The sequence below is a fragment of the Microbacterium sp. 1.5R genome (assembly GCF_001889265.1).
Classification (GTDB): domain Bacteria; phylum Actinomycetota; class Actinomycetes; order Actinomycetales; family Microbacteriaceae; genus Microbacterium.
Genome location: NZ_CP018151.1, coordinates 775940 through 794596, shown reverse-complemented (window position 1 = coordinate 794596; position 18657 = coordinate 775940). Strand labels below are relative to the sequence as shown.

Genomic DNA, 18657 nt, shown 5'->3' with positions numbered 1-18657 from the left:
TCAGTTCTCCTCAGCTGTGAGGGTCGCGATCGCCGTCGTGAGCGATCGCCATTCTTCGGTCAGGGTGTCGGCGAGCCGGATGCCGGCTTCCGATGTGCGGTAGAACTTGCGGGGCCGCGCCTCGTCGGTGTTCCACTCGCTCGTCAGGTACTCCTGCTTCTCGAGACGCCGAAGCAGCGGGTACAGCGTGTTCGCATCGGTGGCGAAGCCGCGGCGCTCGAGGTCTTCGAGCAGCCCGTAGCCGTACCCCGCCGTGCGCAGCAGCTGCAGGCACGCCAGCACCACGGTGCCGCGGCGCAGTTCCTGCAGATGCGTGTCGAGGGTCTCGTTCATGTCCATCACATTACTGTGCGTCACACACCATTGTCAATCACACATTCATGTGAAGGACAAGGCGCGTACGGTGGTCGCATGGCGATCGAGATCCTCCGCATCGACGCGACCGATGACCGGTCCGTCGATGCGTGGTGGGATGCGTACGCCACCGCCGAACGCGCGGATCGCGGCGCGGATGCCGTCGTGTGGTCGCTCGAGGAGTCGCGCAGCGAGCTGCAGCAGGAGTCGGCCGTCGTCGATCGACGCGCCTATCTGCTGCGCCACGCCGACCGGATCGTCGGCTCCGCGAGCCTCGCGCTCCCCCTGAAGGACAACACCCACGTCGCCCATCTCGCGATCAGCGTGCCGCCCGAGCACCGACGGCGCGGCATCGGCTCCGAGGCCCTCGCGTTCCTCGAGGCGGAGGTCACGGCGTCCGGTCGGACGATCGCGCAGGGGGCGACGTCGTGGCGCCACGCACTCGGTTCGGAAGGTGCCGGATCGCCGGGGCGTGAGTTCGCACGCGCCCGCGGCTACAGCCTGGCGCTCGGCGACGTGCAGAGCAGGCTCGACCTCCCGGTCGACCCCGCACTGCTCGACCGGATCGAGAGCGACATCGCATCGGCGATCGCTCCGTACGAGATCCGTAGCTGGGTCGGCCGCATCCCCGATGAGGTCGTGGAACGCTGGACGATCCTCGACGCCGCCCTCGAGACCGAAGCCCCGACCGGCGAACTCGCCATCGAACCTCAGAGACCCGATGTCGACAGCATCCGCGAGAGCGAGGAACTGCTCGACCGACAGAGGCGCGTGTCGTTCGGGGCCATCGCCCTCGCGGCCGACGGCGAGGCCGCGGCGTATTCGCAGCTCGTCGTGTCGACCGACGACGGCAACGCCTATCAGTGGGGCACGCTCGTGCGCACCGCGGACCGGGGGCACCGGCTCGGCATCGCGGTCAAGGCAGCCAATCTCCGGATGCTGCAGAGGGAGGCGCCGCAGACCCGCGCCGTCTACACCTACAACGCCGAGTCGAACGCGCACATGCTCGCCGTCAACACCGCGCTCGGGTTCCGCCCCAGCGAGCGGATGGGCGAACTGCAGAATCGCCTGCGCTGAGGCGGACCCGTCGGCACGGCGGATCCCCGACGAGGCGCCGACAGAGCAGAATGAGCACATGCTCCCACCGCTCGCAGATCTGCTCGGCTCGGCCAGGGTCGTCTCGCTTCCGATGCACACCCGCTTCCGCGGGGTCGACAAGAGAGAGGCGCTGCTCGTCGAAGGGCCGGAGGGATGGGCGGAATTCTCTCCGTTCGTCGAGTACGACGATCTCGAGTCGGCCACCTGGCTCGCGGCGGCGATCGACTTCGCCTGGAGGACGCAGCCCGAACCTCTCCGCGAGCGCATCGGCGTGAACGCCACCATCCCGGCTGTCGAGGCGGCGCAGGTCGCCGAAGTGCTGGCCCGCTTCGCCGGCTGCCGCACCGCCAAGGTCAAGGTCGCGGAACCCGGGCAGACGCTCGCAGACGACATCGCCCGTGTGCGGGCCGTGCGCGAGGCCATGGGGCCGGAGGGTCGCATCCGCGTCGATGCCAACGGCCTGTGGAACGTCGACGAGGCCGAGCACGCCGTGCATGCGCTCAACGAGTTCGATCTCGAGTACGTCGAGCAGCCGTGCGCGACAGTGCCGGAGCTCGCCGAACTGCGCACCCGGGTGAAGTACATGGGCATTCCGGTGGCCGCCGACGAGAGCATCCGCAAGTCCTCCGACCCGCTCGCGGTCGCGCGCGAGAAGGCCGCCGACCTGCTCGTCATCAAGGCGCAGCCGCTCGGGGGCATCACGCATGCGCTGCAGATCATCACCGCCGCGGGCCTGCCCGTCGTGGTCTCCAGCGCGCTCGACACCGCGATCGGACTCTCCCAGGGTGCGGCGCTCGCCGCCGCCCTGCCGACTCTCGACTACGACTGCGGGCTCGGCACGGCATCCCTGTTCCTCGACGACGTCGCCGACCTGCGCCCGGTGGACGGCTCGATCCCGGCAGCTCGGGTCACCCCGGATCCCGATGCTTTGGCGCGGCTCGCCGCCTCGGACGACCGACGGGACTGGTGGCTCGATCGCCTCGCGCGGTGCTACGCCGTGCTCGACGCGCGCTGACCGCCGTTCGTCTGCGAGGTCACTCCGCGAGCAGCAGCTGCACGAGGCGCCCGAGCTCCTCGCCGCTGGAATGCCGCAGCTGGTCGGAGTCCTGACCGGCCATCGCTCCGCGAACGGTCATGCCCTCCCAGATGATCATGAGCATGCGCGCGGCCTCTTCGGCGGGAACCTTCAGCTCGAGCGAGCTCACCGAGACGATGTCCGTGATGATCACGGCGATGCTCGACACCATCTCGCGCTCCTGCACGAGGTAGGCAGCGCCGAACTGATGGTCACGCAGAGCACGGATCCGGATCTCGCTCATCAGCATGACGCCCAGGCGGTCATCGCCGCCCGCGTCCATGATCCGCTGGACGAGCTCGACCGGGTCGCATCCCTCTGACAGACCGCCCTCGGCGGCGATCTCGTCGACGCGGTCACGCACCGCATTGACGCGCTGCTCGCCGACGCTGCCGGCGAGCACGAGGAAGAGCTCGTCCTTCGACTCGAAATTCGAATAGAACGCGCCGCGGGTGAACCCGGCGCGATCGCAGACCGCTTCGACGGAGGCACCGTCGAGGCCTACCTCGGCGAAGACCTGCGCGGCCGCATCGAGAAGCCGGGCTCGCGTGTTCTCCCGGCTGCGGGTGGCGGGTGTCGTCATCGAATCCTCCTGCCTCTCATTCTCACACCCCGCACACAGACTCCGGGGCTCGGACCACCTTACGATACAGGTATGTATTGGATACACCTGTGTATCCAGCCCGTATTCCCTGAGGAGCCTCGTGTCCACACTCCTGTCCTCGCTCGGTCGCTGGTCCTACCGGCACCCGTGGCGCGTTCTCGTCTCCTGGCTGCTCGCCCTCGGCATCGCGGGGGCCGGCGCCCTCGTCCTCGGGGCTGGCACGGACAACTCCTTCTCGATCCCGGGCACCGAGTCCCAGGCCGGCCTCGAGCAGCTCAACCGCTCGTTCCCCGCGGTCAGCGGCACCAGCGCGCAGATCATCGTGGTCGCCGCGGACGGCGACTCGATCACGGATGACGCATATAAGACCGACATCGAGGATGCCGTCGACCAGCTCGCCGACCTCGACGACTCGGTGCTCTCGGCGACCTCCCCGTTCGACGAGATGGTCAGCGGCATGATCAACGACGACGAGACGGCCGGTATCATCCGCCTGCAGTTCGACGGCCAGGCCAGCGATGTCTCGGCGGAGACGCAGGATGACCTGCGAGCCGTCGTGGCCGAACTCGCCGACGAGCTGCCGGACGGATCACAGACCTCCCTCGGCGGAGAGCTCTTCGCCACCTCCATCCCCGGCGTCACGCTCACCGAGGCCGTGGGTCTGCTGATCGCGCTGCTGGTGCTGATCGTCACGTTCCGCTCGTTCGTCGTCGCAGGACTCCCGCTGCTCACGGCAGTGCTCGGTGTGGGCATCTCGATGGCCGGCATCTTCGCCGCCACCGCCTTCGCCACGGTCTCGTCGACCACTCCCCTCCTCGCCCTGATGCTCGGGCTCGCCGTCGGAATCGACTACGCACTGTTCATCATGGCCAGGCACCAGGATCAGGTCCGCGAGGGAGTCGACCCCGAGGAGTCGACAGCGCGGGCTGTGGGCACGGCAGGCTCGGCGGTGGTGTTCGCGGGCGTGACCGTGCTGATCGCCCTGATCGGACTCGGGTTCGCGGGCATCCCGTTCCTGACGACGATGGGCATCGCGGCCTCCGCCGCCGTCGCGGTCGCCGTCGCCATCGCCGTGACGCTCACCCCCGCTCTGCTCGGCTTCATGAAGGGCCGCGTCGCCGGTCGACCGCGCCGTTCTCCGAAGGCGAAGAAGGGCAAGGCAGCCCCCGCGCAGCGCCGTCGCTTCAGCGAGCGCTGGGTGACCGGCGTCACCCGGCGTCCGATCCTCGTGTCCCTGGCCGTCGTGCTCGGGCTCGGCATCGTCGCCGTGCCCGCCCTCAGCCTGAATCTCGCGCTGCCCAACGCGGGCGTGCTGCCGCAGGACTCCGAAGCGCGGCAGAGCTACGACCTGGTCGGCGAGCAGTTCGGTCCCGGGTTCAATGGACCGCTGATCCTGACGGGCACGATCGTCACGTCGACCGATCCGCTGACCCTGATGGAGGATCTCGGCGACGAGGTCGCCCAGATCGACGGGGTCAAGGAGGTCGCCCTCGCCACCCCGAACGAGACCGCAGACACCGGCATCGTGCAGATCATCCCCGAGACCGCACCCGATGACCCCGCGACGGCCGATCTCGTGCGAGAGCTGCGCTCGCACCACGACGAGTGGCTCGACGAGTTCGGCATCGACCTGAAGGTGACCGGGTTCACCGCGGTGGGCATCGACATCTCCGACCAGCTGGGCAACGCCCTTCTCCCGTTCGGCATCTTCGTCATCGGCCTGTCCCTGATCCTGCTCACGATCGTGTTCCGCTCACTCTGGGTGCCGGTCACGGCAGCCGCCGGCTATCTGCTCTCGATCGTCGCCGCGTTCGGCATCGTGGGAGCCGTGTTCGAGTGGGGCTGGTTCGCCGACGCCCTCCATGTCGCGAAGGTCGGTCCGATCATCAGCTTCATGCCGATCATCCTGATGGGTGTGCTGTTCGGGCTCGCGATGGATTACCAGGTGTTCCTGGTGTCTCGGATGCGCGAGGACTTCGTGCACGATCCCGACGGCAGGAGCCCCGATCGCGCGACTCGCCGAGCCGCGGCACTGCGTGCCGTGCGCAGCGGCTTCACGGGATCGGCGAAGGTCGTCACCGCTGCCGGCCTCATCATGTTCGCCGTCTTCGTGGCGTTCGTCCCCGAAGGCGACTCGTCGCTCAAGCCGATCGCGCTGGGCCTTGCGGCCGGCATCGCGATCGACGCGTTCCTGGTGAGGATGACGCTGATCCCTGCACTCATGGCCGTCCTCGGGGAGCGCGCGTGGGAGATCCCGGCCTGGCTGGAGCGGATCCTCCCGAGCGTCGACATCGAAGGAGAGGCGGTCGAACGCGAGCGTCACCTGGGGGGCTGGCCGGGCGACGACTCGATCGTCGCCGCCGACGACCTCACGATGACGGATGCCGGCATCGACGGCCTCCACCTGCGCCTCGCACCCGGGGCCTCCGCCGTGCTCACCGGATCGTCAGCCGGCGCATTGCGCGCGCTCGCTCTGACGATCGCCGGGCGGGCGACTGCGGACGACGGCCGCCTCCGGGTCGCAGGCCATCTTCTGCCCGGTCGATCCGCGTGGGTACGGGCGCATGTCGGAGCGGTCATGGCCGCCGATGCCGCGAGCCTGTCGGCCGACCTCGCCGAGGCACTGCGCGGACGGCCGGCTCTCGTGGTGATCGACGGAGCCGACCGGCTCTCCCGCCCCGAACGCGATCAGCTCGCGGCGCGACTGCGCGACTCCCGCAGCACGACGGCGATGCTGCTCACCGCGCTCGATCCCCAGGCGGCCCTGGAGATCCTGGCCGATGCCGGCCGTTCATCGGCTGACACGATCGACATCGACGCGCCAGCCGCACAGTCGCAATCCGAGTCCCCGGTGCCCCGCATCGTCGACGGCACCACCGAATCGACCGAGGTGAACGCATGACCCTCCCCATCGAACGCGCCCGTTCGCGCAAGCCCATCACGTGGCTGACGATCCTCGGCGTCCTGCTGCTTCCCGCGGCAGTGGGCGGCATCCTGGTCGCTGCCCTGCAGAATCCCACCGAGCGTCTCGAGTCGATGACCGCGGCGATCGTCAACCTCGACGAGCCCGTCGAGATCGACGGGCAGCTCACTCCGCTCGGTCGACAGCTCGCCTCGGGGCTCGTCGAAGGATCGGACGAGCTCGATTCCAACCTCACCTGGGTGATCTCGAACGAGGACGATGCCGCCGACGGTCTCGCCGACGGCTCGTATCAGGCCGTCATCACGATCCCCGAGGAGTTCTCGGCCGCAGCGACCTCGGCGGGGCAGGCGATCTCGGACGGCGGCGGCGACGCGGAGCAGGCCACGATCCAGGTCACCACCCCGGAGGACGGGCTCGTCGCCGATGACCTGATCACGAGTCAGATCGCGAACGTGGCGGCCTCGAGCATGGGCACACTGCTGTCGGAGGCGACGACGGAGAACATCCTCGTCGGCTTCACCACGATCGGAGACCAGATCGGCGAGGCCGCGGACGGCGCCGCCGAACTCGCCACCGGCGCGCGGGATGCGGCCACGGGAGCCGCGGCGATCCCCGACGGCGCGACTCAGCTCGCCTCCGGTGCCACGGAGCTCGGAAACGGCGCATCCTCCTTGGCATCCGGGCTCGACACACTCGCGTCGAAGACCCGCGAGGCCGCGAACGGCGCGAGCCAGATCGGCACCGGGCTGACCGCAGGCGCGACGGAGCTGCAGAATCAGGCCGGTCAGCTGCCCGCTCTCGTGGGAGCTGTCGAGACCGGGACCGCGGCCGCGACGGATGCCGCCACCCAGACCGCCGGGCTTGCTCAGCGCCTCGGCGCGATGGCCGCGAGCTGTGACCCCATGACCTCCGGTGATCTGTGCGCCGAGCTCGCCGCCGAGGCCGCGAACGCTGCGGATGCCGCGACGTCGGCCGGAACCGCATCCGGGTACCTCACGACCGTCTCTCCCCAGATCGCGACTCTCCCGGGCGCCTTCACCACTCTCGCGGCCCAGCTCGGCGAGGCGGGTGCGGGGGCGACGGGTCTCGCGGACGGTCTGAACCAGTTGGCGTCGCAGGGTCTCGACGAATCGGCGAGCGGTGCACGAGCACTGGCGACGGGGGCATCCCAGCTGTCGGACGGAGCGACCGAGCTCGCGACCGGGGCCGGCGAGCTCGCGACCGGCCTCGACACCCTCGCCACGGGAACCGGCGATCTCGCGGGCGGCCTGCGCACCGCATCCGATTCGCTCCCCTCGTTCAGCGACTCCGAGTCGACCTCGCTCGCGTCGGTGATCGCCGATCCGGTGGCGTCCAAGGGCGCCGACGGCGCCACGATCTTCGGCCCGACCGCGATTCCGCTGCTCGCCGCCGTGGTGCTGTGGTTCGGGTCTCTCGCCTCGTTCCTGGTCATGCGGGCCTACACCGCGCGCACCCTGACCTCCCGACGCTCGTCGGCCGGACTCGCCCTGCGCGCCTTCGCCCCGGCTGCCGCCATCGGTGCAGCCCAGGGTCTGCTGGTGTCGCTCATCGTGCAGATCGTCGCCGGTTATGACGCTGCGGCCTGGTGGGCCTTCGCAGGAATCGCCGTGCTCGCCGGGGTCGCCTTCGCGGCCGTGAACCAGGCACTCGTCGCGGTCTTCGGCGGCGTCGGCCGCTGGGTCAGCGCGCTCGTCGGTGTGCTCGCGATCGCGACCGGTCTGATCTCGACCGTGCCGGGATGGCTGGCGGATCTCGGCGCATCGCTGCCGACCTCCCCCGCGTTCGCCGGGCTGATCACCGCGAACGGCGGCGCAGCCGCAGGCCTCATCGTCTGGGGCGTGCTGTCGCTCGTCGCGACCACCGTCGCGGTGGCACTGCGGCGCACCACCTCCGTGAAGGCGGCCCTCGCGACGGCGTGAACCACCCCACCGAGCACCGCTTCGGACCACGACGCAGGACGCGCCGCGCATCGATCACGATGCGCGGCGCGTCCTGTATCCGCTCCGAATCCGTGCCCGCTCGAGATCGACCGGTATTCGGACGTGTGCCCGCGCACGTACGATCAGAGGATGCGTCGCCCCTTCATGACCTCTCCCGCCCAGCTCGAGTCACTCGAGGGACAGCAGTATCTCGTGCTGCGGCCCACGCGGGCCGTGTCGGACGTGTACCGGGCCGAGCAGAGGTCGGCGCTCGGCCGGATGGATGCTCCGCACCCGCACACCGAGCACGTCACCCTGCGCGCGTTCCATGAGCCCGAGCGCCGCGAAGAGCTGCTGGCGCTGATCCGCGAGTGGGCGGTGGCGCAGCGTCCGATCGAGGTCGTCGCCGAGGCCGTCGACGTGTTCCCCGCCCCCTGGCAGGTCGTCATCCTGCGGCTGCGGCGCACCGCATCCATCGTGTCGGCGTACTCCACGCTCAGCGAAGCGCTCGAGGGAACGGACTTCCGCCGTCTCGACGAGCGCAGCACGGACGACTGGACGTTCCACCTGTCGGTGATCTATGCGAAGACGCTCGCGCCCGCGGCGTGGACGGAACTGTCGCACAAGTCGCGGCGCTCGCTCAGCTCGCGCCCCGCCGAGACCATCAGCGAAGTCGAGCTCGTCTGGTACGAAGACGGAGCCGAGCACTCCGAGGTCATCCCCTTCGGACTGCGCTCGTTCAGATGAGCCGCGCTCGGGCGCTCAGCTGAGGCCCGAGTATGCGTGCAGACCCTTGAAGAAGACGTTGACGATCGTGAAGTTGAAGAGCACGGCCGAGAAGCCGACGATCGCCAGCCACGCCGAGGGGTTGCCGCGCCAGCCGCGCGTCGCGCGAGCGTGGATGTACCCGGCGTAGAGAACCCAGATGACGAAGGTCCAGGTCTCCTTGACGTCGAAGCCCCAGAAGCGGCTCCAGGCGTAGTAGGCCCAGATGGAGCCGGCGATCAGCGTGAACGTCCAGAGGATGAAGCCGATGATCGTGAAGCGGTAGGCCATGCTCTCGAGTCGCTCGGACCCGGGGAACGTGCGCAGGAATCCGGGGCCGGTCTTCTCCGCGCCCTCGGAGATGAGGCGCTCGCGACGCGACTGCATCAGCTGGATCACCGAGAGGGCGAAGGCCAGAGCGAAGAACGCGGTGCCGAGCGAGGCCACGAAGACGTGGATCACCAGCCACACGCTCTTCAGCGGGTCCATCAGGGGCGAGACGTCGACGTAGAAGTTCGTGGCGGAGAGACCCAGCAGCACGACGACCAGACCGGTGATGAACGTGCCGAGAAAGCGCAGATCGATGCGCGTCAGCACCACCAGGAACACGGCGACGATCAGCAGCGTTCCCATCATCGCGAATTCGTAGAGGTTGGCCCACGGCACTCGCCCGGCCGCGAGACCACGGGTGAGCGTGGCGGCGAGATGGAAGATGAACGCGAGCACGGTCAGCGAGGTCCCGATGCGGGCCATCACGAAGCGCTGCGGAGCGACATCGGATCCGGATGCCGCGGCAGCCGTCGCCGCCTTGCCGCCGCGCGAACGGGTTCCGGCTCCGACGAGTTCGAACTCCTGCACGGTCGCCGCGTCCGCGGACAGCTGCGACCGACGGGCGAGGTCGAAGGCGTAGGCCACGAAGGCCGCCGCATAGATCGCGATCGCCGTCCACAGCAGGATCGGCGAGATCACTTCGAGATCGAACATGGTGTCAGTCTACTTTCGGGGTGTCGGATGCGGGGCGCGCGGAGTCGCGGTCGGCGGGCGTCTCGGGTGCCGTCGCCGCCTGGTCGGAGCCATCGGCGTCGGAGCCGTCAGCCTCAGTGTCTTCCGCCTCTGAGGTGTCGGTGTCGGGCTCCTCGACCTCGACCGCCGTCGTGACCCCGGCCGCGTCCATCAGACGCGCATGACCTGCCACGAGGTCGTCGACGGCCGTCGCGAGCGTCGGGTCCTCGCCGCGAGCGAGACCGGCGTACTCGAGAGAGACGGCGCCGTCCTGTGCCGTCGCCTTGACCCACACCCGGCGTCGCGGGATGAACAGGGCGAGCATCAGACCGCCGAGCGCGAGAAGCGCGAAGCCGAGCACCCAGGGACCAGACGCGTCGCGGTGGATCTGCAACGAGGCGAAGCGCTTGACCGACTGCGACGCGTCTGTCGCACCCGCCGGGGACTCGTCCTCGAAGGTCACGGTTCCCAAGCCGTTCGGCAGGTCGGCTGTCTGTCCGGGTGCCAGCTCGATCGATTCGAGGTCCGTCGTGCGCCCGGTGACCTTGGTCATGCCAGTGGTGTCGAGCACGTAGACCGACCGCGGGATGCCCTCGTTGATGCCCAGGTCGCCGGTGTAGACGTCGAGCGTGAGGGTCGGGTTGGTGAGGTCGCCGAATCCCGAGAAGAACGCGCCGGTGTCGAGCACCCCCGTCGTCGGGTAGAAGAAGCCGACGAGGCCGACCTGCTCGCTGAGGCCGTCGGGGATCTTGATGACGCCCAGCGAGGTCATGTTGTTGTCCTGCGGCAGGAACGGCGTGCTGTTCGTGAACACCACGTCCCCATCGGGGTTGCGCACGGTGATCGTCGGCGCGTAGCCGTTGCCGAGCAGGAAGACGTTGTCGTCGGCGACGCCGAGGGGCTCGTTGACCTTGACCGATCCGGTGCGCTCCTCGCCGTTCTCCTGCACGGTGACGTTGGCCGAGAAGTCGCCGGCCTGGCCCGAGCCCGGCTCGCCGAACGGCTGGTACGTGACGTCGAAGCTGTCGAGACGCATCGAGTAGGGCGCGAGTGCTCCGTCGCTCACGAAGCGGCCGCGGTTCATCGAGTCGTAGTCGAGCAGGGTGTTCGCGAACGTCTCGCCCTCGACCAGGACGCGCTGTCCGGTGTACGCGAACCCTCCCCCGACGCCCACCGTGATCAGGACGCCGACGAGAGCGAGGTGGAAGAGCAGGTTGCCCGATTCACGCCAGTAGCCGCGCTCGGCCGAGACCGACGACGATCGTTTGTCGTCGTACCGCTCGACCCGGTAGCCCAGGGCTTTGAGCTGCTTCTGCGCGATGTCGATCGATGCGGCGGCCTCTGCCGGAGCGTCCGTCGAGGCGCGCTCGACCGCGCGGAAGTCGGCGAGGCGCTTCAGACGTGCAGGGGTGCGCGGGGGGCGTGCCTGCAGGGCCTTCGCATGGTGGCGGATGCGCGGGATGACACAGCCGACGAGCGAGGCGAACAGCAGCAGGTAGATCGCCGAGAACCACGGCGAGAGGTAGACGTCGAACATCTTCAGCCCGTCGAGCACGGGGAAGAGATCGGGGTTGTCGCGCTCCCACTGCGTGACGCCGTTGGGGTCGGCCATCCGCTGGGGGAAGATCGAGCCGGGGATCGCCGCGATCGCGAGCACGAGCAGCAGGATCAGCGCGGTGCGCATCGAGGTCAGCTGACGCCATCCCCAGCGCAGCCAGCCCACGAATCCGAGGCGGGGCTGGGTGATCGACTCTTCGCCGTCGACGTGGTCGGACGGCCGGAGCGGATCGCTCGACCTCTCGGTTGTGCTGCTCACGTCATCCTTCCGATGCGTCTTCTTCTGATCAGATCGGGAGGTCGACACTGCTCATCACCGCCGTCAGTCGGGACATGATCTCCGTCCAGAGCCCCGTGACCATCAGCAGGCCGAGGAGGATGAGCAGCACGCCGCCGATCACGTTCACGACGCGGATGTGCCGGCGCAGGAATCCGATCGCCTTCGTCGCCCATCCGAAGCCGAGCGCGACCAGCAGGAACGGGATGCCGAGGCCGAGCGAGTACGCCAGCCCGAGCAGGCCCGCCCGCACCGGGTCGCCGGCGTTGAACGAGAGGGCGAAGATCGCGGTGAGCGTGGGTCCGAGGCACGGCGCCCATCCGATGCCGAGGGCGATGCCGAGCAGCGGTGCGCCGATCAGGCCGGCCTTCGAGTCGACGTGGAATCGCAGCTCGCGCTGGGCGAACCCGAACAGACCGAGGAACACGAGGCCCATCAGGATGATCACGCCGCCGAGGATGCGAGTGATCAGCTCGCCCCACTGCAACAGGAAGACGTTGGCGAGCCCGCCGAGCGCGGTGAGGGACACGAACACGAGGCTGAAGCCGAGGATGAAGAGCAGCACGCCCACGACGAGTCGGCCGCGAGCGGGGGCCTCGACCGTCGACACCGCCGTGCCGTCCGTCGGGTTCGGGACGCGGCGGGGGGCGACCGCTCCCCCGAGGAATCCGAGGTAGCCCGGCACCAGGGGCAGCACGCACGGCGACAGGAACGACACGAGGCCCGCGAGCAGCGCGACGGGGATCGCGAGCCAGAGGGCTCCCGATCCGATGATGACTTCGGGGTTCACGCCGCTCCCGGGAGACTCACGAGTCCTCCGCGAGCGCGTCCTTGACGAGCGTCGAGAGGATCGAGGTGCCATCGATGGGCCCGATGATGCGGGCGGCCACGCGACCCTGCTTGTCGAGCACGAGAGTGGTGGGGGTCGCCTGGATCGGCACCGACGACGCGAAGGCGAGCTTCGCCTCGGCCGTGTCGACGTCGATGAGGCTCGGGTAGGTCACACCGAACTCGGCGGAGAACGCCTTCGCGGTGTCGGCCTGATCGCGCGTGTTGATGCCCAGGAAGGCGACGTCGTCGCCGCCATGCTCCTGCCAGACGCTCTCGAGGTCTTCCGCCTCGAGGCGGCACGGGGCGCATCCGGCGTACCAGAAGTTGACGACCGTGACCTTGCCCGCGAGGTCAGAGCTGGAGAAGTCCTCGCCGTCCTCGGTGAGTCCGCCGAAATCGGTGACGGGTTCGCCGCGTTCGGCGACCGGAATCTCGACGATCGCTCCGTCTGCCGCGACATAGCCCGGGTTGTCACCGCTGAGGAACGAGTCGTTCACGGGATCGGGAGCGCAGGCGCTCAGACCGATGGCGAGCACCGCGGCGAGCGCGGCCCCGACCGCGCGGCGAGATGGCCGGATGCGGGAGGAGCGGCCGCTGCGGATCGGACGAACCGTCGAGGCGAGTGGCACGATTCCCAGTTTACGCGGGGGTTCCTATGCATGGGCCGGAAGCCCCGGGGGTGCTCGGCCGCCGTCAGAGACGCGCGAGGACGTCCTCCACGCTGGCCCGGAAGCGCGGGCAGGTGGCGATGTCGTGCGACCGGCATCCCATCGCGTGCTCGGTCATCTCCCGCGAACGGCGCATGTCCTCCATGCGCCGATCGAGATCGTCGAGGTGCCGCTGCAGCACCTCGTGACGCCCCGCGCTGCCGTCGTCGAGGAGCACGGCGATCTGATCGAGGGTCATCCCGGCTGCCTTGCTGCGCTGGATGACGGCGATGCGCACGACGTCGTCCTGGCCGTAGCGGCGCCTCCCTGCGGTGTCCCGCGCGGGGCGCAGCAGGCCGACCGACTCCCAGTGCCTGAGCACGTTCGTGGGCAGCTCGAAGCGTTCGGCGACCTCTCCCACGGACCACGGACTCTCGATGCTTGACTTCATGTTGACATGAAGTCACAGACTGAGGACGAACGCAAGCGAGCACCCCTCGGAAGGACCCCACATGTACGACGCGATCGTGATCGGCGCAGGCCCCGCCGGCCTCCAGGCGGCATTGACCCTCGGGCGGATGCACCGCCCCACGCTGCTTCTGGATTCGGGCGAATACCGCAACGGCACCGTGCTGCACATGCACAACGTCATCGCGAACGACGGAACTCCCCCGGCGGAGTTCCGCGCGACGGCGCGAGCGCAGCTCGCCGAGTACCCGGATGTCGAGCTCCGCGACGTCGGAGCACAGACGGTGACCGGCTCAGACGGCGGCTTCGTCGTACGACTCGCCGACGGCGAGACGGTCGAGACCCGACATGTCATCCTCGCGACCGGCGTCGCCGACGATCTCCCCGACATCCCCGGACTTCAGGACCTCTGGGGCACGAAGGCCTTCAGCTGCCCGTTCTGCGACGGTCACGAGCACGCCGGTCGCTCGATCGGCATCCTCGGGCCCGCTCCTCGAGCCGAGCACCTGATCGGGCTGCTCGGGCGCATCGTCGGCGACATCACGGTGTTCCCCGTCGAGCAGCCGTTCTCGGCCGACGAGACGCGGACTCTCGAAGGCCTGGGCGTTCGGGTCAGTGCGGAACCGGTCGCCGCCGTCGCGCCGGAGGCGGCTGATGTGCGCATCACCACGGCGTCGACCGCGCACACCGTGGCCGGCGTGTTCGTGGCATCCGGTTCACTGCGCCACCGTGCGCCGTTCGCCGATCAGCTCGGCCTGGAACTGCTGCCCTCCGGCTCGATCGAGATCGACGACTTCGGGCGCACATCGCAGCCCGGGGTCTTCGCGGCGGGCGACCTCGCGCACCGGGCGTCGCTTCCCGGACCCATGGCATCGGTGCTGCTCGCGTCCGCTGCCGGTCAGATGGCGGCGGTCGGCGTCATCCAGTCGCTGATGGCGCACTGACCGCAGCGGAAGGGAGACCGAGGCGAGGGGTCAGACTGCTCCCACGTCCACCGCACCGCCGGTCGCCGCAGGTTCGGCGTAATCGACCTCACGCCACACGTCGCCCACCAGCTCGAACGAGGTGACGCTCGACAGTGCGCAGCGCCGGGTGCGCGGGTCGTGCTGCAGGGGCAGACCCGCCACCCGGAGGTGGGTGATCCAGATCGGCGCCTGATGGGACACCATCACCAGATCGCCGTCGTCGACCGACCGCCACGCCTCGGCCATCATGCCCAGCATCCGCTCGGCGATCGACGCGTAGGGCTCACCCCAGCTGGGCAGCGACGGCTGCCGCAGGTGCCACCACTTGAGCGGGTTCAGAAGCGAGCGGCGCATCTGCGTGCCCTCGAACACGTTGGTCGGCTCGATCAGACGGATGTCGATCTCGGGCGAGAGGCCGAAGCGCTCGGCGAACGGCTCAGCAGACTCCTGCGCCCGCTCGAGCGGAGAGGAGTAGAGCCCCCGGACCGGACGATCGAGCCCGGCGATGTGATCGGCGGCGGCTCGCGCCATCTTCCGTCCCGCCCTGCTCAGGTGATAGTCGGGGAGCCGACCGTAGAGCACGCGCTTGGGGTTGTGCACCTCGCCGTGGCGGACGAGGTGCAGTCGCGATGCCACCACGTCACGCCCTGCTGTAGCGGGAGTCGCCGAAGCCGAGGATGAGATAGCCGATATAGGGGAAGACGAAGAGCAGGAAGAAGGAGAAGAGCCCTCCCTTGCCGAACCGCTCGCCGAGTCGCACCGCCACGATGATCCCGAAGACGAAGCCGACGATGGGGATGAGATAGAGCAGTGCGAGCCAGCCGGACATCCCGGCGATCTTCACGAGGAACACCACGTTCACGATCGGGATGACGGCGAGGATGCCGGGGTACCCCGCCTTGGTGAACACCTTCCACAGACCGACCGCGACGAGGACGTAGAAGACGAGCACGATGAGTCCGGTCGTGCCGGAGAAGATCGACGCGTACAGGTCGGAGATGCCGTTGGAGTCCATGGTGACCCTTTCTGTCGTGGCGATCCTACTGACCGATATGCCGCGGGCAGAGGAGGCGACACCCGCCCACGTAGAATGGGCGGGTTCATCATTTCCCAGATCAGGAGGAATCCTCCGTGCTTCGCACCCACTCGGCAGGCTCACTGCGAGCCGAGCATATCGGTCAGACCGTCACCCTCTCGGGTTGGGTCGATCGCCGTCGTGATCACGGAGGAGTCGCGTTCATCGATCTTCGGGATGCGTCCGGCATCGCGCAGGTCGTCATCCGCGATGAGGAGATCGCGCACCCGCTGCGCAACGAGTTCGTCCTCAAGGTCACCGGCGAGGTCTCGCGTCGCCCCGAGGGCAACGCGAACCCCAACCTCCCAACCGGCGAGATCGAGCTCATCGCGACCGACGTCGAGGTGCTGAACGAGTCCGCTCCGCTGCCGTTCCAGGTGTCGACCGCCGTCGCCGACACCGAGACGGTCGGCGAGGAGGCGCGCCTCAAGTACCGCTATCTCGACCTGCGTCGCCCCGCCGCGGCATCCGCTCTGCGTCTGCGCTCGAACGTCTACAAGGCCGTCCGCGATGTGCTGCACGGCGAGGACTTCACCGAGGTCGAGACGCCGACCCTCACGCGCTCGACGCCCGAGGGCGCCCGCGACTTCGTCGTGCCCGCCCGTCTGCACCCGGGCAGCTGGTACGCCCTGCCGCAGTCGCCGCAGCTGTTCAAGCAGCTGCTCATGGTCGGCGGCGTCGAGAAGTACTACCAGATCGCCCGCTGCTACCGCGACGAGGACTTCCGCGCCGACCGCCAGCCGGAGTTCACGCAGCTCGACATCGAGATGAGCTTCGTCGACCAGGAAGACGTCATCACGCTGATGGAGTCGCTCATCGTCGCGATGTGGAAGACCATCGGCGTCGACGTGCAGACCCCGCTGCCCCGCATGACCTACGCCGAGGCGATGGCCAAGTACGGCTCCGACAAGCCCGACCTGCGCTTCGGACTCGAGCTGGTCGAGGCGACCGAGTACTTCGCCGAGACCCCGTTCCGGGTGTTCCAGGCCGAGTACGTCGGCGCGGTCGTCATGCCCGGCGGTGCGAGCCAGCCCCGCAAGCAGCTCGACGCGTGGCAGGACTGGGCCAAGCAGCGCGGTGCGCGTGGCCTCGCGTACGTCCTCTTCAACGAGGACGGCTCGCTCGGCGGCCCCGCCGCCAAGAACCTGTCCGAGGCGGAGCAGGCGGGCCTCGCCGAGTTTGTCGGCGCATCCGCGGGTGACTGCGTGTTCTTCGCCGCCGGATCGACGAAGGAGAGCCGTGCACTGCTCGGCGCCGCCCGCGTCGAGATCGGACGTCGTCTCGGCTTCCTGAACCCCGACGAGTTCGCGTTCACGTGGGTCGTCGACGCTCCGATGTTCGAGCCGGCAGCGGATGCCGTGGCGTCGGGTGACGTCGCCGTCGGCGCCGGAGCCTGGACGGCCGTGCACCACGCGTTCACGGGGCCGAAGCCCGAGTTCCAGGACACGTTCGACACCGACCCCGGTTCGGCTCTCGCCTATGCATACGACATCGTGTGCAACGGCTCCGAGCTCGGCGGCGGATCGATCCGCATCCACCGCGAAGACGTGCAGAAGCGCGTGTTCGAGGTCATGGGCATCAGCGACGAGGTCGCGCAGGAGCAGTTCGGCTTCCTGCTGGACGCTTTCAAGTTCGGCGCCCCGCCGCACGGTGGAATCGCCCTCGGCATGGACCGCGTGCTGCAGCACCTGTCGAAGACCGAGTCGATCCGCGACGTCATCGCCTTCCCGAAGTCGGGCAACGGGTTCGACCCGCTGACAGCCGCTCCGGCACCGATCACGGCCGAGCAGCGCGCCGAGGCCGGCGTCGACTTCGAGCCCGCGGACGACGAGGCCTGACGCCGCATCGCCCCGTCGCACCGAGACCCCGTTCCGCTCAGCGGAGCGGGGTCTCTGCGTATGCGCCGGGCCGGATCCCGGACGCATGCACCGCGCATCCCCCGCTCGGCCGAACGCGTCAGCATCGGCCGGACTCGCCGAATCTGGCCGTGACACGCGCAGAACACCGCGCGGACGGCGAGCGGATGCCGGTGCGCAGGCGGATGCCGGAGCGCAGGCGCGGGGGCGGAGGTGCGCCAGGGCGGATGCTCAGTGCAGCTGCGCGAGCGCCGGAACGATGTTCTCGTTCCACACGTCGACGCCGAGCTTGGCGATGAGGGCGACCACCACGACGAGGAACACGACGCGGATGAAGGTCGTGCCGCGCGAGATGGCCATGCGGGATCCGAGGTAGCTGCCGGCGACGTTCGCGACCGCGAGGATGCCGCCGAGCAGCCACAGCACGGCGCCGTGCGGGATGAAGAGCAGCAGGGCGCCGGTGTTCGTGGCCAGGTTGACGATCTTCGCCTTCGCGCTCGCCTGCAGGAAGTCGTAGCCGAGCAGCGCGACGAGCGAGATCACCAGGAACGTGCCGGTGCCCGGCCCGATCAGACCGTCGTAGAAGCCGATCACGAGCCCTGACAGACCCGCCATGATGTGGTGCTTGTGCCCGCTGAAGCGCAGCCGCGTCGCGGCGCCCATCTGCGGGCGGAAGGCCGTGAAGAGCGCGACGGCGAGCAGCGCGACCACGATGATCGGCTTGAAGGCGGCGGCCGGCAGAACAGTCGCGACGGCAGCTCCCCCGAATGATCCGACCAGGGCGATCGCGGCCATCGGCAGAGCCGTGCGGATATCGGGTTTCGCACGTCGGTAGTAGGTGACGCTGCTCGTGGCCGTGCCGAACACGGACGCGAGCTTGTTGGTCGCGAGAGCCTGGATCGGCGAGATCCCGGGGATCAGCAGCAGGGCGGGGAGCTGCAGCAGACCACCGCCGCCCACCACCGCATCGATCCACCCGGCAGCGAAGGCCGCGACGACGACGAGGATCAGCGTGCCCCAGGTGAGCTGTTCGAGCCCGAGCACACTGCCGATGTCCATCCGTCCAGGATGTCAGACCACGCGGCACCTCGAACGCCACTGCAGTCCGACCCGTCACACCCTCGACACCTGTCGTTCACCCGAGCCGCGATCATCGGCAACCCTCGGCTCATAGTGTCCTCTCGCAACCCGAATCCGGCTCACAGCGCCGGGCACCGAGA

General features: G+C 69.0%; 17 protein-coding genes. 7 read left to right on the top strand and 10 right to left on the bottom strand.

All coding sequences use genetic code 11. The features are described 5' to 3' along the window. Entirely contained in the window at positions 1 to 333 is a 333-nt protein-coding gene (locus tag BMW26_RS03710) for a PadR family transcriptional regulator (RefSeq protein WP_082586537.1), read from the bottom strand. A 78-nt stretch (positions 334 to 411) separates the two neighbouring features. On the opposite strand from BMW26_RS03710, the gene BMW26_RS03705 reads away from it, so the two are divergent. Continuing rightward, entirely contained in the window at positions 412 to 1431 is a 1020-nt protein-coding gene (locus tag BMW26_RS03705; protein ID WP_072590810.1) for a GNAT family N-acetyltransferase, read from the top strand. Positions 1432 to 1489: 58 nt separating this feature from the next. After that, the gene (locus BMW26_RS03700; protein ID WP_053098876.1) at positions 1490 to 2467 is read left to right on the top strand and encodes an o-succinylbenzoate synthase; all 978 of its coding nucleotides are present in this window, start codon (positions 1490 to 1492) and stop codon (positions 2465 to 2467) included. A gap of 19 nt (positions 2468 to 2486) precedes the next feature. Here the strand turns inward: BMW26_RS03700 and BMW26_RS03695 are convergent, their stop codons facing one another. Then, a complete protein-coding gene (locus tag BMW26_RS03695; protein ID WP_053098875.1) occupies positions 2487 to 3110 on the bottom strand; it encodes a TetR/AcrR family transcriptional regulator in 624 nt (207 codons plus the stop codon). Between the two features lie 121 nt (positions 3111 to 3231). Between BMW26_RS03695 and BMW26_RS03690 the strand changes: the two genes are divergently transcribed. The 3 genes from BMW26_RS03690 (at position 3232) to BMW26_RS03680 (ending at position 8741) form a co-directional block, all read left to right on the top strand. After that, entirely contained in the window at positions 3232 to 6033 is a 2802-nt protein-coding gene (locus BMW26_RS03690; protein ID WP_072590809.1) for an MMPL family transporter, read from the top strand. Next, positions 6030 to 7994, top strand: coding sequence for a YhgE/Pip domain-containing protein (locus tag BMW26_RS03685; protein ID WP_072590808.1), 1965 nt, complete (start codon positions 6030 to 6032; stop codon positions 7992 to 7994). The genes BMW26_RS03690 and BMW26_RS03685 overlap by 4 nt, the downstream gene beginning before the upstream one ends. A 165-nt stretch (positions 7995 to 8159) precedes the next feature. After that, positions 8160 to 8741, top strand: coding sequence for a 2'-5' RNA ligase family protein (locus BMW26_RS03680; RefSeq protein WP_083569431.1), 582 nt, complete (start codon positions 8160 to 8162; stop codon positions 8739 to 8741). A gap of 15 nt (positions 8742 to 8756) precedes the next feature. On the opposite strand, the gene ccsB is transcribed toward BMW26_RS03680, so the two are convergent. The 5 genes from ccsB to BMW26_RS03655 all read right to left on the bottom strand — a co-directional run bounded on the left by ccsB (position 8757) and on the right by BMW26_RS03655 (position 13524). Further along, a complete protein-coding gene (gene ccsB, locus BMW26_RS03675) occupies positions 8757 to 9743 on the bottom strand; it encodes a c-type cytochrome biogenesis protein CcsB (RefSeq protein ID WP_072590806.1) in 987 nt (328 codons plus the stop codon). Positions 9744 to 9747: 4 nt separating this feature from the next. Further along, positions 9748 to 11577, bottom strand: a complete 1830-nt coding sequence (resB, locus tag BMW26_RS03670; RefSeq protein WP_232224526.1) for a cytochrome c biogenesis protein ResB — start codon at positions 11575 to 11577, stop codon at positions 9748 to 9750. Between the two features lie 28 nt (positions 11578 to 11605). After that, positions 11606 to 12385, bottom strand: a complete 780-nt coding sequence (locus BMW26_RS03665) for a cytochrome c biogenesis CcdA family protein (RefSeq protein WP_072590804.1) — start codon at positions 12383 to 12385, stop codon at positions 11606 to 11608. 16 nt (positions 12386 to 12401) lie between these two features. Continuing rightward, positions 12402 to 13055: a TlpA family protein disulfide reductase gene (locus BMW26_RS03660; RefSeq protein ID WP_082297998.1), complete on the bottom strand. Its 654-nt coding sequence runs from the start codon at positions 13053 to 13055 to the stop codon at positions 12402 to 12404. Between the two features lie 64 nt (positions 13056 to 13119). Further along, positions 13120 to 13524 carry a MerR family transcriptional regulator gene (locus tag BMW26_RS03655; protein ID WP_053098869.1) on the bottom strand — a complete coding sequence of 135 codons (405 nt, stop codon included), beginning with the start codon at positions 13522 to 13524 and terminating at the stop codon, positions 13120 to 13122. A 61-nt stretch (positions 13525 to 13585) separates the two neighbouring features. On the opposite strand from BMW26_RS03655, the gene BMW26_RS03650 reads away from it, so the two are divergent. Beyond that, positions 13586 to 14485, top strand: coding sequence for an NAD(P)/FAD-dependent oxidoreductase (locus tag BMW26_RS03650; protein WP_072590803.1), 900 nt, complete (start codon positions 13586 to 13588; stop codon positions 14483 to 14485). Between the two features lie 30 nt (positions 14486 to 14515). Here BMW26_RS03650 and BMW26_RS03645 read toward each other — a convergent pair whose 3' ends face one another. Together BMW26_RS03645 and BMW26_RS03640 are read right to left on the bottom strand one after the other, a co-directional pair. Continuing rightward, entirely contained in the window at positions 14516 to 15145 is a 630-nt protein-coding gene (locus BMW26_RS03645; RefSeq protein WP_053098867.1) for a histidine phosphatase family protein, read from the bottom strand. Position 15146: 1 nt separating this feature from the next. Further along, a complete protein-coding gene (locus BMW26_RS03640; RefSeq protein WP_053098866.1) occupies positions 15147 to 15521 on the bottom strand; it encodes a DUF5684 domain-containing protein in 375 nt (124 codons plus the stop codon). Between the two features lie 116 nt (positions 15522 to 15637). Between BMW26_RS03640 and aspS the strand changes: the two genes are divergently transcribed. After that, positions 15638 to 17419 carry an aspartate--tRNA ligase gene (gene aspS, locus BMW26_RS03635; RefSeq protein ID WP_072590802.1) on the top strand — a complete coding sequence of 594 codons (1782 nt, stop codon included), beginning with the start codon at positions 15638 to 15640 and terminating at the stop codon, positions 17417 to 17419. A 249-nt stretch (positions 17420 to 17668) separates the two neighbouring features. On the opposite strand, the gene BMW26_RS03630 is transcribed toward aspS, so the two are convergent. Further along, entirely contained in the window at positions 17669 to 18496 is an 828-nt protein-coding gene (locus BMW26_RS03630) for a sulfite exporter TauE/SafE family protein (RefSeq protein ID WP_056277117.1), read from the bottom strand. Positions 18497 to 18657: the final 161 nt, after the last annotated feature.